Source organism: Chloracidobacterium sp. (genome assembly GCA_016716305.1).
Taxonomy (GTDB): Bacteria; Acidobacteriota; Blastocatellia; order Pyrinomonadales; family Pyrinomonadaceae; genus OLB17.
In genome coordinates this window covers 1,686,308-1,701,162 of record JADJWP010000002.1, presented here as the reverse complement: position 1 = coordinate 1,701,162, position 14,855 = coordinate 1,686,308, and the positions used below count along the sequence as shown (strand labels likewise).

General features: G+C 54.6%; 10 protein-coding genes and 1 riboswitch. Of the genes, 3 read left to right on the top strand and 7 right to left on the bottom strand.

What is annotated here, in order from left to right; translation table 11 throughout:
- Positions 1-2 precede the first annotated feature (2 nt).
- Positions 3-377 carry a cupredoxin domain-containing protein gene (locus IPM28_09600; protein MBK9173242.1) on the top strand — a complete coding sequence of 125 codons (375 nt, stop codon included), beginning with the start codon at positions 3-5 and terminating at the stop codon, positions 375-377.
- A gap of 105 nt (positions 378-482) precedes the next feature.
- Here IPM28_09600 and IPM28_09595 read toward each other — a convergent pair whose 3' ends face one another.
- The 4 genes from IPM28_09595 to IPM28_09580 all read right to left on the bottom strand — a co-directional run bounded on the left by IPM28_09595 (position 483) and on the right by IPM28_09580 (position 7,731).
- Positions 483-2,978, bottom strand: coding sequence for a S9 family peptidase (locus IPM28_09595; protein ID MBK9173241.1), 2,496 nt, complete (start codon positions 2,976-2,978; stop codon positions 483-485).
- Positions 2,979-3,431: 453 nt separating this feature from the next.
- Positions 3,432-4,562, bottom strand: coding sequence for a VCBS repeat-containing protein (locus tag IPM28_09590; protein ID MBK9173240.1), 1,131 nt, complete (start codon positions 4,560-4,562; stop codon positions 3,432-3,434).
- The gene (locus IPM28_09585) at positions 4,559-7,372 is read right to left on the bottom strand and encodes a tail fiber domain-containing protein (GenBank protein ID MBK9173239.1); all 2,814 of its coding nucleotides are present in this window, start codon (positions 7,370-7,372) and stop codon (positions 4,559-4,561) included. Before IPM28_09585 ends, IPM28_09590 begins: the two co-directional genes overlap by 4 nt.
- Before the next feature lie 50 nt (positions 7,373-7,422).
- Positions 7,423-7,731, bottom strand: coding sequence for a hypothetical protein (locus IPM28_09580; protein ID MBK9173238.1), 309 nt, complete (start codon positions 7,729-7,731; stop codon positions 7,423-7,425).
- 156 nt (positions 7,732-7,887) lie between these two features.
- Here IPM28_09580 and IPM28_09575 point away from each other — a divergent pair, with 156 nt between their 5' ends.
- Positions 7,888-9,789 (top strand): winged helix-turn-helix domain-containing protein, encoded by a 1,902-nt coding sequence (locus IPM28_09575; GenBank protein ID MBK9173237.1) that lies wholly within the window; start codon positions 7,888-7,890, stop codon positions 9,787-9,789.
- Between the two features lie 389 nt (positions 9,790-10,178).
- A complete protein-coding gene (locus IPM28_09570) occupies positions 10,179-11,408 on the top strand; it encodes a site-specific integrase (protein MBK9173236.1) in 1,230 nt (409 codons plus the stop codon).
- A gap of 174 nt (positions 11,409-11,582) precedes the next feature.
- On the opposite strand, the gene IPM28_09565 is transcribed toward IPM28_09570, so the two are convergent.
- The 3 genes from IPM28_09565 to IPM28_09555 all read right to left on the bottom strand — a co-directional run bounded on the left by IPM28_09565 (position 11,583) and on the right by IPM28_09555 (position 14,354).
- Positions 11,583-12,632 carry a hypothetical protein gene (locus IPM28_09565; GenBank protein ID MBK9173235.1) on the bottom strand — a complete coding sequence of 350 codons (1,050 nt, stop codon included), beginning with the start codon at positions 12,630-12,632 and terminating at the stop codon, positions 11,583-11,585.
- Positions 12,633-12,752: 120 nt separating this feature from the next.
- Positions 12,753-13,172 carry a DUF3293 domain-containing protein gene (locus IPM28_09560; protein ID MBK9173234.1) on the bottom strand — a complete coding sequence of 140 codons (420 nt, stop codon included), beginning with the start codon at positions 13,170-13,172 and terminating at the stop codon, positions 12,753-12,755.
- Between the two features lie 69 nt (positions 13,173-13,241).
- On the bottom strand, positions 13,242-14,354 hold the full coding sequence (locus IPM28_09555; protein MBK9173233.1) for a methionine adenosyltransferase: 1,113 nt from the start codon (positions 14,352-14,354) through the stop codon (positions 13,242-13,244).
- Positions 14,355-14,446: 92 nt separating this feature from the next.
- Positions 14,447-14,562: riboswitch (SAM riboswitch) on the bottom strand.
- Between the last annotated feature and the right edge of the window lie 293 nt (positions 14,563-14,855).

Here is a 14,855-nt window from a genome sequence, read left to right as displayed (position 1 = left end):
ATATGGACACATTGGAGATAATAGTATTGGTCGGCGGCGCAGTCACGATCGCAGCGACACTCTGGTATTTCTTTGGTGAACGGACCCGCGTTGCCGCCTCTCTAAACGAAAGCGGCCTGCAGGAGATCGATATCACGGTAAAGGGCGGTTATTCGCCTGATGTGATCGAGGTCGTTCACGGCGTTCCTGTGCGGCTTAATTTCTTTCGCGACGAAACGTCGTCGTGCAGTGAGAGGGTCGTGCTGGGCGACCTTGGAATTGCGCGTGATCTGCCTGCTTTCAAGACGACAACGGTCGAATTTACGCCCGACAGGACCGGCGAATTCGCGTTTACTTGCGGAATGAATATGCTTCACGGCAAGCTGTTGGTCAGATGACCATTCTCTACAGGCGATCTCGCATTTCGATATAAGAAGAGCGCAAATTAGAACTGCGGTGCCGATCCGTTCAGCACCCGCAGTTCTTTATGCTTTATCGTGCGGCTAATTTACGTCGTCTTTGACCCGTTTCAGCTCGATACGCTGAATACCTTTTGGCAGCATTGGCAGCACACCTGCCGTCGCCGGTTTATCGTCGACGGTCAGTATCTCTTCCTCGAGCGTTTCGCCGCGTAGACGCATCGTCGAGATCAGCAGTGTGTTCCCGTATTTGAACGGGATGACCAATGCGTCTCCGATGATCCGGGCCGAAAGCCTGACGCCTGCACCTTCATCGATAAAAAGATCGTCCGGGCCCTTGCCGCGACAGATCTTGTAGTCCTTCACGGTCTCAGGCTTTCCGGATTCGGTATATGAGGTCGTCCACCTGGCGCATGTGTCATCCGCAACCGGGATCGGGCCGATCTCCATTTTGACATCGACCGGAGCGGCCCCCGGTTTTGCCGGCAGGTTTACCAGCTTGCCTTCCCATTTGCCTTCCCAGCCCGCGATCGCAAGTTTCGGTGCGGCAGGTTTCTTTAGCACGTATTTGTCATACCATCCGAGGTAGCGCTCATAACGGTCACGGACATAGCTGGGCCGCTGGATCCCATGGTTCTCATTCGGATAGATGATCAGCTGCGTGTCCACGCCAAGAGTTTTGAGCGCTTGATACATCTGCTGGCTGCCCTGGATCGGGACGTTGAAATCACGCTCACCGCCAAGGAACAGCGTCGGGGTCTTGATCCTGTATGCATGCAGAAACGGATATGAGATCTTCTGATAGGTTTCCCAGGCTTTCGGGTCCCACGGCGGCCCGATCTCGTGATCGTATTGAATGATGTACTGGTCAGTTCCGTAAAACGCGACGGTGAAAGCCGTTCCGGCTCCGCTCGTGCCTGCCTTGAATCGGTTATCGGAGGCGATCAGATAATCGGTAAGGATCCCGCCATAACTCCAGCCGCCGACACCGAGTTTGTCCGGATCGGCAACGCCGATCTTGATCACGTGATCGACGCCCGCAAGAAGATCCTGTACCTCGAGATTTCCCCAGTCGGCATGTATCGCACGCGAGAATTTGGCGCCGCGTCCCGAACTTCCGCGATAGTTCACAGCCAGCACGGCATATCCGTTTGCAGCAAAGAATTGTCGCTCGGCCGCAAATGAATGCTGGTCTTGGGCATTCGGTCCGCCATGTATTCGCAGGAGCAGAGGCACCCGGCTGCCTTTTACATAGCCGACCGGATAGGTAAGCAAGCCATTGACCGTCGTGCCGTCTTTGCTGACAAAGCTGACCTCGTCCGTTGCCGGAATGTCGATCTGCGCAAAAAGTTTGTCGTTGTGCCGGGTCAATTGGACAAGCTTTCCGTTTTCAAATGAGTAGATCTCGTTCGGCTTCGAGTTGCCGCCCGAGATCGCCGCAATTCGGCCATTCGCATGATCCCAATTCGACATCACGACCGGCGGCTCCATCAGCCGCGTGGCCTTCCCGGATTTGAGGTCGACCCTTACGGGATAGACCGAGCGGTCATCGGTCACCAATACGTTGATCGAAATTCCATCTCGGCTAAAGATCGGGTTTGAAACGCCCCGATCAAGATCTTCCGTCGCCTTCACACGTGTTGGTGCCGCTGATCCGTCTGAAGGTACAAGCGTCAGGTGAGACATGCTGTAAGCACCGTAGCCGATCTCGTCTGTTTCGAGAAAGGCAAGCGTCTTTCCGTCGGGGCTCCAGATCGGGCCGCCGCGGGTACCGCGGCTGCTACTCGGCGTCACCTGTTTATCAGCTGCTCCCGGCTTCGAATCTGCAACATAGATCTGAAACACCGGGTCACGGTCGGGGTCTTCTTTTCGGTTGGCGGTGAAAGCGACCCGTGCGCCGTCGGGTGACCAGACCGGCGACGATTCGTCCCACTTGCCTTTGGTCAGGCGGTCCAGCTTCTTCGATTCGATCTCAAATAGATAAATGTAGCTGTTGCGCCCCGAGATCAGATAGCCCTGCCCGTCCTGTTTGAACCGGTACCGGTCGATGACGATCGGCTTTGGAGGTTTCGGCGTCGCCCCGGGCGGCTGTGCCGCCGGATCCTCAGGATCGGGATCGCCGATCACCATCGACATTCGTTTCGAATCCGGTGACCACTCATAGCCCTGAAGACGTCCCTTCACTTCGGTTAGCTGCTTTGCCTCGCCGCCGCTTCGGTCGAGAAGCCAGACCTGACTGCCGCGGTTCGGTCCCGGGCGAGAAGAAACAAAAGACAGGTACTTACCGTCGGGGCTCCAGCGTGGCGAGGTCTCATTGTCGGTCGAGAATGTGATCTGACGCTGGACCTTACCATCGAAACTGACCATCCAAACGTCCGAATTCGATCGGTCCGCCTTGGTATCGATCGACGAGACAACATATGCGACCCACTGCCCATCCGGCGAAACCTGCGGATCCTGAACGCTTTTGATGCTGAACAGATCGTCGAGCTTCAATGGCCGAGGCGGCGTCTGTGCAACCGTCAACAATGCGGCTGAAGCAAGCAGAAACAAAATGGCAAATGATCGATTAAATGTCATCAGACGAAATCTCCTTAAAGTGGGGTTGTCATCTGTTCTCTGATGGACTCGATGATCTCGTCGAGCGCTAACCCTTTTTCGCATCACCGAAAGCAGGAAAGTTTATCGTCGCGAAATTGCCGGTTAGAACAGAAGGTCGAAGTGAAAATTTCGCTCAGATTATCACCGAGCCGCTTTCAACGCAATCTGTGATCCAACGTCAGCGGCACGTGATCGGCGGTAACACGCTGAAAAGACTGGCAGGAGATGCATTTTTTCGTTTTGTGTTTCGGCACATCATCAGATCGAGCGAGAAAGCTGGATTGGGCGAAGGGTTTGCTGGACCAAACAACTTTTGGTTCTTGCGTCAATAAAAACGAACTCGCCGCCGTTCACAAGAGATGAAACAGCGGCGAGTCTATCTGGTCGATCTGCTTGAGGCCCGCGGAATTCCGATCGGGTCAACAGATGAATCTATCTGACGAACGCATTCGGGATCGGGCGGTCGGTGGCGGCACCGAACGGGATGATCTGCGTGCCCGAGGTCGAGCCGAGCATGAACCACGTCGCCGATGATGGCCTGAAGACCGCAGCGTCCGTCTTTCCGTCGCCGTCGTAGTCGCCGGGAACCGGCGTGTCGCCTGCTCCGCCAAACGGGAACGAGTAGAACGAGCCGTCTTCCGATCTCAGGATGAACCATTCACCGGTCGTCGGCCTGAAGAACGCAGCGTCTGCCTTGCCGTCGCCGGTGTAGTCGCCGACGACCGTCTTGTCGGTCGATGTCCCGAACTGGAAAGCACGGTTGCCGCCGTCAGACGACCGCAGATACCACCATTCGCCCGGGCCCGGACGAAAGATGCCGATGTCCGATTTGCCGTCGCCGTCGTAGTCGGCCGTCACCGGAAGGTCGCCCGAGGCTCCGAAGGTGATGATCGAGACCCCGAGGTCGGACGAACGCTGGATGTACCATGTGTTGTTGGTCGAACGGAAGACCGCCACATCGCCCTTGCCGTCGCCGTCGTAGTCGGCCGGGACGGGTGTGTCGCCCGCTCCGCCGAACGGGAACGAATAGAACGAGCCGTCCTCAGATCTTAAAATGAACCACTCGCCCGTAGTCGGACGGAAGAACGCCACATCCGACTTTCCGTCGCCGGTGTAATCGACCGGTGCGATCGCGTCGGTCGAGGTGCCGAACTGAAGTGCAGGCACCTGTCCGTCAGAGCTTCTCCGATACCACCACTCTGCCGGCCCCGGACGAAAGATACCGACATCCGTCTTCCCATCACCGTCGAAGTCGAAGGGCGATCGACGTGACGCGAACGGTGCTGCCCAGAATCCGCTCTCGATACTGAATGCCGCACCGGTCGATTTTGTTCCCGCGACAGCTTGGCCGATCGTACCATCGATAGTGAAAGTTCCGCCGCTGGCTCGGCCGCCGCCGCCCGCGATGACTGAGCGTTCGATCACGAATGTTCCGCCCGATTGAGCCGCGACCGATGAGGATAGTGCCGAAATACAGATAGCCAACAACACGATCGATCGGCAAATGGTCGGACGGGTCGGCAATTGTCTTGCGGCGTGAACCTTCAAATCTTCGAGTTTCATTTGTCCTCCTTACAGACCTCCGCGGTCGGACCGGCCTTACATATCAGCTTCCTTAACTGATCGATCTGTGTCTGCAATCGGCGATTCTTTTCTTTTTGTTCATCGACCTGTTTCGAAAGGGCTTCGATCTGGGTCTGTTGTTCCTGTATCGCATTGACCGCGGCCACGGCGACGCGGTCGTATTTTACTCCCTGGACAGTTCCGTCGGCCTCGTACGTCGCAAGCAACGGTTCAGCCTCTGCAACTTCCTCAGCGATGAAACCAACGTCTCTTACCCGACTGTCCTTCCAGGTGAAGGAAACAGGCCGCAGTTTGTTGATCAGGTCAAGCCCGGGCTTGAAGCCTAGCACGTTTTCTTTGAATCGTAAACTAGAAACGCAAACCGCTATCTCCTGGCCCGGATTCAAGCAGATCGGGATCGCACCTATGCCGCCCAGCCCGGTCCTGATGACCCCATTTACGGTCAGGCGCTGTGAGGTGTTGGTGATCGTTGTTCCGGGAGGCGGCGGGTTGTTGATGAATACTCCGCCACTTTCAGAAATTCGAAGCCGTCCTCCGCTTACACCATTCGAATCGACCAAAAATTCGCCAAGGTCGCCAAATTTTGCAACGTAACCGCCGAAATTCAGCGTTTGAACGCGGAGGCCAAATACGCCGCCGTTTACGTCGAGTCGGGCCTGCGGCGAGGTCGAGCCGATGCCGACGTTATTGTCGCTGCTGTTTATCCAAAAGGCGTTTTGCGCAAGATTTTCGTTGTAGATCTGAAACTGGCCAGGATCGACCGCTGCGACCGACCACTTCAGCTGATTGTTCAAACTGAGTAAGAGGCCGGCGTTTATATCTGAATTCACCTGAGCGCGAATTCCGCCGAAGCCGGTAATATGCAGTTTGCTCAGCGGCGTCACCGAGCCGATCCCGACATTGCCGTTTTCGAGTATCGTAAGTCGGCCGCCAAACTGGCCCGGGCTATCAACGGCAAATGTACCATTACCGCCGAATGACGCAACGGTCCCGCCGACAGCATTTGTCTGAACTCGCAGGCCGGTGTTTGATGGGTCAATGATCTCCGCCTTAAATGTCGGAGAGCTGGTCCCTACGCCGAGCCGTGTACCGACGATCCCGTTGCCGCCGATATTGAAGTTTGAGGCTGCCTGCTGGACGGCCGAATTGTGGATATAGTTTCCACTACCGGCAGGAACGTCGGAGGCGAGAAGCGCCGAACTCGTCCAGCTTGTTCCGTTGCTTCTCAAAAAACTGCCGGACGTCCCTACAGACGATAATCCCGTTCCGCCGCGGGCTATTGCGAGAGACCCCGATGTTATGTTCGAAGCATTGAGGTTCGTGAGGTTCGAGCCGTTGGCGTTCAGGGCACCCGTTACTGAAAGAGCCGCGCTTACCGAAACACTTCCACCGACACTCAGCGAGTTGGCAACAGTAAGACTGTTCCCGATCGTTCCGTTTCCACTGATGTTGAAATTGGACGAGGCCTGCTGCGAAGAAGAGTTTTGTATATAGTTCGCACTGCCGGGAAGAGGGGTTCGAGAATCGGAAAGCCGCGCGTCGCTCGTTTGAACAAACTGATTTGCGGCGACGCCGCCGAGGTTGAGGGCGTTGGTCGCCGTAGCAGCGTTCGTCGCATTCGCAACCGAACCATTTATCGTTCCATTAACGGTAAGGTCGCCAGTGATGAGTCCGCTGCCCACTACGTGAAGCCGCTGTGTCGGCGATGCCGTTCCGATACCGACATTGGTGCCGGCTGTCGCACCGTTTATGCCGTTGATACTGCCGAGCACGAGTGAATTATCGGTTTGAACCAAAGCCCTCGCCCCGATCGCCGTAGCGTTGGTCAATCCGGCCGATCCGACATTGGCCGAAAATCCGAGCAGAGTAGTTTGGTTGCTGCCCAGATCGCCAACGCCGGTGTTTGCTCCGAAGAACGCGTTCTCATTGCCTTGGCTCAGCCTGCCAGAGCGAGTGCCAAAGAGAGCATTGCGGTTTCCGGCAGTGATCGAGTTGCCTGCCTGAAAGCCAAAAAGCGAATTATCGATACCGGTGTCTATCGCCGGTCCGGTGAAATATCCAAAGAACGAATTGCCGAGGCCGGCAAGCGCCTCGCGTCCCGAATCGCGGCCGACGAACAGGTTGGTGTCGAATATCGACATCATTCGATTTGGGCCAATATCGAATCGGTTGGCGCTCAGGCTCGATGTCACCGAACCGGAACCGATCAGGTTAAAGCTCCCCGGCAGTTGCGTCGTCGAGTTCTGAATGTAGTTCGAGCTTCCCGCCGCAGGCGGCCGCGCGTCGGACATTCGCGGGTCGGTTGTCAGAACGTACTGATCGGCCGCGACGCCTCCGAGCTGCTGCGCATTCGAAGCGGTAGCGGCATTTGCCGCGTTTGCTGCATTTGTCGCGTTCGCTGCGGTATCGGCGGTTGCGGCAATGAGGCTTCGCTGAGCATACGGCGCGCTCGATATCTGCTGTCGAGGACTTAGCGTTGTGATGCCGGATTGCCCGCTGAGCCTGACCCTGATCTCCAGAAATCGCGCCGATCCGTCAAACTGGCTTCCGAAATCGAGCTTGACCGAGAACGAACCGTTCGTAACCGCGACCGCATTCCTAGCGATCGTCGGACCGATCTGAACGCCACCGGACAGCGAATCGAAGAGAGCGAATTCAAAATCATAGTTTGCGTTTGCGGCAGCGGCGCCGTCCTTCAAACTTCCCTGAAACGCGAACTCGGTCGTTTGCGCCGAGGCTGTACCGACAAAGATGGTCACTGAAATTATAAGAATGATCGTCGATCTCATAGCGATTGTCTCCTTTCCCAAAATTGACCCGTATCTCCTGATGCGCTGTCTCACCTGTTTCGATCACCGGACATTGCAGGCAGATCAGATTCGATATTCACGATCGCGTCCTGACCGCTTGCCAAAAGGTCATTCAGACAGATCATCAGCACTTCGTTCTCGAAAAAATGAAGCGCGCCCGCCTCTAAACGACGAAAGATCTCGCGTTCGCTGAGGCCGGAGATCAGCGAAGCCACTCGCGATGGCGCGACGAGCACCTCTTGCGCACACCCGAAACAGTATGCTCGTGCGATCTGTGAGCCTTCGCGGTGAACTATCGTCTCTTCGATCTCAAAAGTGATCTCGGCTCGCTGTTTCATTAAAATTCTTGCTCCCTGCGATTGTTAGGACTAAAATTGCTGAACCCGATCTTGTCCTGCGTCGGTTCGTGAAGCGTGGTCACCGGCATGTTTGTTCGATTCGCTCGGAAAAATACTGTCGTTTTGTTCGTAATTTCCTGACGTTTTTATGACTTAATGGAAAATACTGAAAACAAACGGTTTAATTATGAATTCGGCAGCTTCGTCCTTGACCCTGACGAAAGGGTCTTGTTCGTTGACGGCGAGCCGATACGTTTACCGGCGAAAGAGTTCGAGACGCTGATGCTTCTGGTCGAGCACAACGGTCGCGCTCTTTCGAAAGAGGAAATGATCTCGGCGCTATGGCCCGATGCATTTGTCGAGGAGGGAAATCTCGCCAAGCAGATCTCCAGGCTGCGAAAGATATTGAAAGCTAACGGAACCGAATTGATCGAAACGATCCCCAAGCACGGTTACCGTTTCAAGGCCGATCTTCGCCGTGTCGCGACGGATGACGACAGCGAGGTGCTATTGGAAAAGCGCGTCGTAAAGCGCGTAAAGCTTGCGGTCGAGACCGATGAGGATGCTGCTCCCGGCATAGGGATGCTGTCCCCCGGCAAAGCCGGCCCGCTGCGGCGATGGGCCGGTGCGCTCATTGCGGTCGTCCTGCTTTCGATCGGGTCGGTCTGGTACCTGACCCGTGAAATGCCGCCGCCGGCGGTCAGAACCATTGCCGTGCTGCCGCTCCGGTCGCTTAACGGCGATGAGGATGGAAAAGCGATAGGGCTCGGACTTGCAGATGCTCTGATCACAAAACTCGGCAACACGCGTCGCATAATCATAAGGCCGATCAATTCGGTGACGTCGTTTGGTGAAGGGAACGATCCGATCGATATCGGTCGACGATTGGGCGTCGACGCCGTGCTCGAGGGTACGATACAGCGGGCAGAGGGACGGATGCGTGTCAACGCAAGGCTTATAAAGATCGAGAGCGGCGAACAAATATGGTCAGAACGGTTCGAGGAACCCGAAGCAGGAATATTTGCGTTGCAGGACGCGCTCTCATCTGATATTGCCAGGACGCTCGAATTCCAACTCAATAAGGCCGATACCGAAAAGCTGGCGCATCGCGGAACCGAGAATGTCGAAGCCTACGAAATGTATCTTCGCGGCCGTTTTTACCAGAGCCAGAATTCCGTCGCCGGCTTTAACCGCAGCCTCGAACTTTACCAACAGGCCGCTGCACTTGATCCGAATTTTGCCGAGGCCCATGCGGGCATCGCGGACATCAACGTACTGAAGTTCAATTTCGGTGCTGCGAAGGACGAAGTGATCCCAGAGGCGCGCCGGGCGGTTAACCGAGCGCTTCAGCTGAATCCAGAACTTTCGAATGCATATACATCGACGTCGTTGATCCAATTTCTGGTCGATCGTGACTGGGCCGCGGCCGAGCAAAGCCTTCTGAAAGCGATCGAGATAGATCCGAACAACGCCGACGCCCACGTTCGGTATGCATATTTTCTGATGCGGCTCGGCAGGTTTGAAGAGTCGCTCGAAAAGAACCAAAGAGCGACCGAGCTTAATCCGCTTTCGAGCATCGCTCAGAGCAACATCGGCCTCACGTATCTTTGCGCCCGCCGATACGCTGATGCGATCGAACAGCTCGAGAAGACGACGCGGGAAAACCCCGATTTCTCGCATGCGTTCTGGTTCCTGGCCGCAGCCCACGAGGCGGCCGGAAACAAGGATCTGGCATTTGCCGCAAATATGCGCGCGCTTGAGATCGACGGCGGGCCCGAACTTGCTGCTCAACTTCGGGCGGTCAGAGTGGAGCAGGGCGTTGAGGCCGCAAATCGGGTCTGGTTCGAAAAATCGAACGCGGATGGTGCTGGAGTCTCAGCTTTGTTCGTCGCCGTAAGGGCGGCGACCATTGCCGACAAAGAGCAGACACTCGTCTGGCTTGAAAAGGCGCATTCCGCAGGTGACACGACTCTCGGAGGCATCAGATACTTGCCCGCCTTTGACCTCGTTCGCGGCGATCCGAGGTTCGAGGCAATATTGAAGGACCTTCCGTATTAAAGCCGAATGCCGATCGGTCCTCGCGGCCGATGGCCTCGCCGCGATGGCTTTGGGTACAACTATCGACGATGCTTCAATCAGTTTTGATCGTGCTTCAGCAGGGATCGTGTTGGGCAATAGAAAAGACGCTTCAGCGGTATTACTGAAACGCCCTTGTTTACTGGAGCCACCCGTCGGATTTGAACCGACGACCTTTCGATTACGAATGGAATGGGCTAGATGTGGTATTACCCCGTGAAAACGTGAAAATGAACGCCCAAGCCCCTATAAACATTGGCTTTAGTGGCGATTATTCCTTTGCAGCGTTTCGCACCCTTTATCATGTTGTGGCATAATTAGGACTCAGATTGAGTCCTAAAATGAGTCCTACTATTTGATCGAGGGTGCGTATGGAGATCAGACATTCAATTTTTCGGCGCGGTAAGAAAAGCTCTAAGACGGCGAAACCGTATCAGCGACCCTGGACGCTGCGATTTACGTTCACCGACCAACATGGGGCCACGAAGCGAAAAACGTATCAGTTTGCAACGAGGAACGATGCCGTAGATGCCAGACAGAGCCTGGAGTCCGATATCAAAAAGACGCACGGCCAAAGCGCTGTCGGCGACAAGATGACCTTCAGGGACCTTGCCGAGTATTCAAAGAGAACCTTCTACCGTCCCGCGGAGATCGTTGACGGAAGAAAAGTCGCGGGAATCAAGTCGTACAAGCAGACCTACTCGTCGATCGATTCGCTTGTCGGGTATTTCGGAAGGCGCAAACTTGCTTCCCTAACACGCAGCGACCTTGATGGCTACAAATCATGGAGATTGAAGCAAGGCGATCGGCGAGGAGCAAAAGGTCAACTCAAGCCTTCGGAAAGGAATCCGGTCAGGCTCTCGACCGTGAACCGAGACCTTGCGATCTTCAAACACATGGTCAAGTTTGCACACGCGGAAGGATGGATCAGTCGTGACATAACGTTAGGATCGAAGGCGATAGACGCGGACGCAGAAACGGCAAGGACCCGAACGCTGACGGCGAGCGAAGAAGGCCGTTTGCTCGCATCTTGTGACGGAGACCGGGAGATCATTTACAAACGCAAGGGAAAGACGATAAGCGCCAACGTCGAAGGCTTCAACCAGCATTTGAAAGCCCTTATACTGCTGGGGTTAGACTCGGGCCTGCGACGCGGGGAAATTCTGAAGCTCGATTGGCAGGACATCGACTTTGATCGAGGCGTTGTCCGCGTGTTGGGCACGCATACCAAAACGCAGAAGACCAGGTTGACCACGTTATCGGAGCGGACGCGGAGAGAGCTTGGCAGTTTGCCGAACTTCGCTACGGAAGGAAAGGTGTTTCCGTTCAATGATTTCAAACGATCGTGGCGGACGGCCCTTAGAGTCGCAGAAATCGAAGGGCTGACGTTCCATGACCTGAGACGAACATTTGTTACCCGGCTTCAGGCTGACGGTCTCTCGATCGGGATAGCGGCCGAACTGGCAGGACATGCCCGGATCGAAACGACACAAAAACACTACACATCCATCGACAATGTGGAAGTGATACTTGATGCTGCAGCACGAATAAACGCGGCCAATGAAGCACGGTCGAATCAGTGGCCGGATACTATCGAATAGAACTTTCCGCATCCGTTCAAGGTTTGATCGTCGGCGATTTGTCTAAGTTGGCTGGTGCAAACGAGCCTCTCAGTGACGCGTACCCGCACATATTGGCGGTGGGCTTCGATCTCCATCAGTGATGTGCCCCTTTGTGCCTAACTCAACTATCTATTTTCTTTCCGTCTTGGCATGTCAGGTAGGTTCGTCATAACTGCGAGGGGTAACAAGGTTTTCCCGCGGCCCCATCTTCATGAGGTAGGTCTCGAACGAGTTCTCGCTATCGAGAGTAAGCGACATTACCCTCGACCGTTCCGCACAAGAATAAACGAGATTTGGAAGCAAACTTGAGCTGTAAATTAAGTTTGGAAAGAAACCGGCAAAGTGCATTGAATTGTCACGATATGCGTAACTGCCAAAACCGTATCCGGTCGGTTTTCGGGTTAACTCTCTTCGATTTAGCTCCAGAGCCAATCGTATGCCTGCCATTTCCGACATCTCGGGCGTCGGAAAGCTTTGAAGCATAAAGAGCCCATTCCCGTAAACGGGATGGGGAAAATTGCCGCTGAGTCGGCAAGGCGACGACTGATCCCCGAACGGGAAATCTAAGTTAACCCCCGCGCCGCCCTGTTTAAGAATTAACGAGGGCAACCCTCGACCACAACTAGCAGCCACGTCGGCGAATTCTAAATGACTCCATCGGCACGGCAGTCCACCGAGTGGAGCTATTAGCGATTCAAAGACACCGGCTATTTCGTCCGGTTCGGGCCGTAAACCGCTCGAAGGATGTTCGCTGATCGCTTCTTTGACGTCGAGCTCATCGGTGACAATGCGGGCGTAATGAAACGCCTCAGAAATTTGGGTGGCCGCCGCAAGGCTAATCAACGGGTTCATCCAACCTGAGATCTCTTTATGAACGCGGACCAGCGAGCATAGGCTTAACGTGCCGGAGGCTTCATCATAAACTGGCCCACACATTGCAGAAATCGGCATTAAGATCGAACCGAGATACCGAAGAATTTCTTCATCCAGAGTGACGCCGCGCAGAAAATCCGTTCGGACTGAGATAAGGAAACCATGTTGCCCGTCAGGTCCGATCTCCTTGCCAATAACCTCGACAGTTTGAGCCGTTTTGTAGGGCCACCACTTGAAACCATTCGAGGTGCGAACAGCCCAGGCATCATCTACGTGGAGTTGTTCCTCGTAAAGCCAGTCAATAGTTTGTCTTCCGTTATACTCTTCCATTTCAGCCTCCTATTTCACTCTCCTGAGATTTCAGGAAACACTCGACCGGCACATGGAACGTATGTCCTCGCCATTGGTCGATCAATTTCATTTCACAGCCCAAGATTCTATGTAGCCGATTCAGTTGCACCAGACGAGCTCCGGAACACCTCCGACCTGACCGACAACAATGGCGTTTTGACCGAATCGTTTGCCGATCTCAATAGCCGCTTCGCGGTCGATATTGAAAATGAAAAGACTTTTCTCTGGCGGCCAGTCGCCGATAGAGCCGCGCCCATATCCGTTCAAAAACTCATAATTGCCGGCCTTTGTTGCGGCCAGTAATTCAGAATGCCGTGCAGCATTCTCTCTTTCCGTGAACTGTGCCGACCGCGGGTTGAACGCTGTTATGAAGGCCCAACTGTTAATTGCGAGCTCGGCAAGCAGTTGATCGAGTTCTCTGTTCTTTCTGTCGAGCCGAATTACAATATTTACGTTTCCGTCCTCGACCACATAATCTGTCGCCTGATAGGCTTCTTCTAACTCATGTCGGGTCTGCATATCTCATCACTCCAAATAAATTCGCTCAGCACAATAGCAAGACCTGCGACGAGCATGCCTTCATAAGACTTATTGTTCCCAGGAAAACCCGGACCGGCCGAAATGACCGTAGTTCGTGGTTCCGCTAAAAATTGGCTTCCGGAGATCGAGGAGTTCGATGATCGCAGCAGGGCGGAAATCGAACCCTCGAACAAATTTCTCGGCACTGTTCTCGTCACCGGTCCCAAAAGTGTCCACCTTAACTGAGACCGGTTGTGCAACCCCGATCGCATATGAGACCTGGACCTCCGAGCGTTCAGCAATGCCGTTGGCTACGATCTGCTTGGCGACATAACGGCAGAAATACGCACCGCTGCGATCTACCTTCGACGGATCCTTGCCGGAAAATGCACCCCCGCCGTGCCGGCCCATCCCGCCGTAGGTATCGACGATGATCTTCCGGCCGGTGACTCCGCAATCAGCGCTCGGGCCGCCCAGGACGAAGCTGCCCGTCGGATTGATCTCAAAACGGATCGCCGGCGTCATCCACTCGCCTAGTATTCTCGGTGCGAGGTCTTCAACCACGTAGCTTCTTATCTCATCACGATTTAGTTCAATAGCGTGCTGGGTCGAGATTAGAACGTCCGACACTCCGATGGGACGGTTGTCTTTGTAGATGACCGATACCTGTGTCTTGGCGTCAGGGCGAAGACCGGATACCCGTTGAGCCTTGCGATCGTCGGTCAGGCCTTTTGCTAGCCGGTGAGCCAGGAGGATCGGAAGCGGCATCAATTCCGGAGTTTCACCTGAAGCATAACCGAACATGATTCCCTGATCGCCAGCTCCTTGTTCCGTGTAGATCCCGCTACCCTCATCTACACCATTGGAAATTTCTTCCGACTGCATGGTGATCAACTCAGTGATCGTAACGGTGTCCGCGTTAAACGGCTGAGCCGGGTCGGTGTAGCCGATCTTGCGAATGGTGTCGCGAATGACGGTCTCGTGATCGACGTTACCCTCCGAAGTTATCTCACCGGCCACGATCACCGAACTTTCTTTGCACAAGACCTCGCAGGCAATCCGCGAATTGGGATCCTGGGCGATGTATTCGTCTAGGATAGAGTCAGCGATGAGGTCACAGACCTTATCAGGATGTCCCTCTGAAACCGATTCGGATGTGAACGTGTATCTATAGCTCATAATGTGTTTCCTCTTTCAATAGAATTCACATCAGGAGTGCCAACTAAAAAAGACCGCTGGCAATAGCAGCGGCCTTTTGAAAACGGGTAAGTTGATCCAGAGACTTTAGTTTCAGTTCGCTAACTGCACATCGGGACTCCTCATCCCAAAGCACCGTGGTGTCTCTGACCCGGTTGCCGTGCCCCCGAAAGGGCATCTCCTAATGCTGATCAGAATCCTAAATCGAAACGCAAAAGCTGTCAAGCTGTGACGTCCCTTGTAAAATGAACGAAGGCCAGAATTGAGGAAAGTAGGTAGCGAATCCGTTTAGGATCGCTTGATCCCACGCGAAGAGATCAGGTTTATGGAGTTCGTGGCTAGGCGTGCGCTGTAAAGCTATGTTGGTGTGCGAATTAGAATATCCAGGACTTCTAACCTTTGACAGGCGACGCGGCCTTCGATTTACCCGATTCTTTCTTCAGGTTTGCGATCCCTTAGGCGTGGATGGTTTTGGGCATTTAAGTT

Bases quoted from the DNA above. Each gene is read 5' to 3' on its own strand.
- IPM28_09600 (MBK9173242.1), top strand. From the start codon at position 3: ATGGACACATTGGAGATAATAGTATTGGTCGGCGGCGCAGTCACGATC.
- IPM28_09595 (MBK9173241.1), bottom strand. From the start codon at position 2,978: ATGACATTTAATCGATCATTTGCCATTTTGTTTCTGCTTGCTTCAGCC.
- IPM28_09590 (MBK9173240.1), bottom strand. From the start codon at position 4,562: ATGAAACTCGAAGATTTGAAGGTTCACGCCGCAAGACAATTGCCGACC.
- IPM28_09585 (MBK9173239.1), bottom strand. From the start codon at position 7,372: ATGAGATCGACGATCATTCTTATAATTTCAGTGACCATCTTTGTCGGT.
- IPM28_09580 (MBK9173238.1), bottom strand. From the start codon at position 7,731: ATGAAACAGCGAGCCGAGATCACTTTTGAGATCGAAGAGACGATAGTT.
- IPM28_09575 (MBK9173237.1), top strand. From the start codon at position 7,888: ATGGAAAATACTGAAAACAAACGGTTTAATTATGAATTCGGCAGCTTC.
- IPM28_09570 (MBK9173236.1), top strand. From the start codon at position 10,179: ATGGAGATCAGACATTCAATTTTTCGGCGCGGTAAGAAAAGCTCTAAG.
- IPM28_09565 (MBK9173235.1), bottom strand. From the start codon at position 12,632: ATGGAAGAGTATAACGGAAGACAAACTATTGACTGGCTTTACGAGGAA.
- IPM28_09560 (MBK9173234.1), bottom strand. From the start codon at position 13,172: ATGCAGACCCGACATGAGTTAGAAGAAGCCTATCAGGCGACAGATTAT.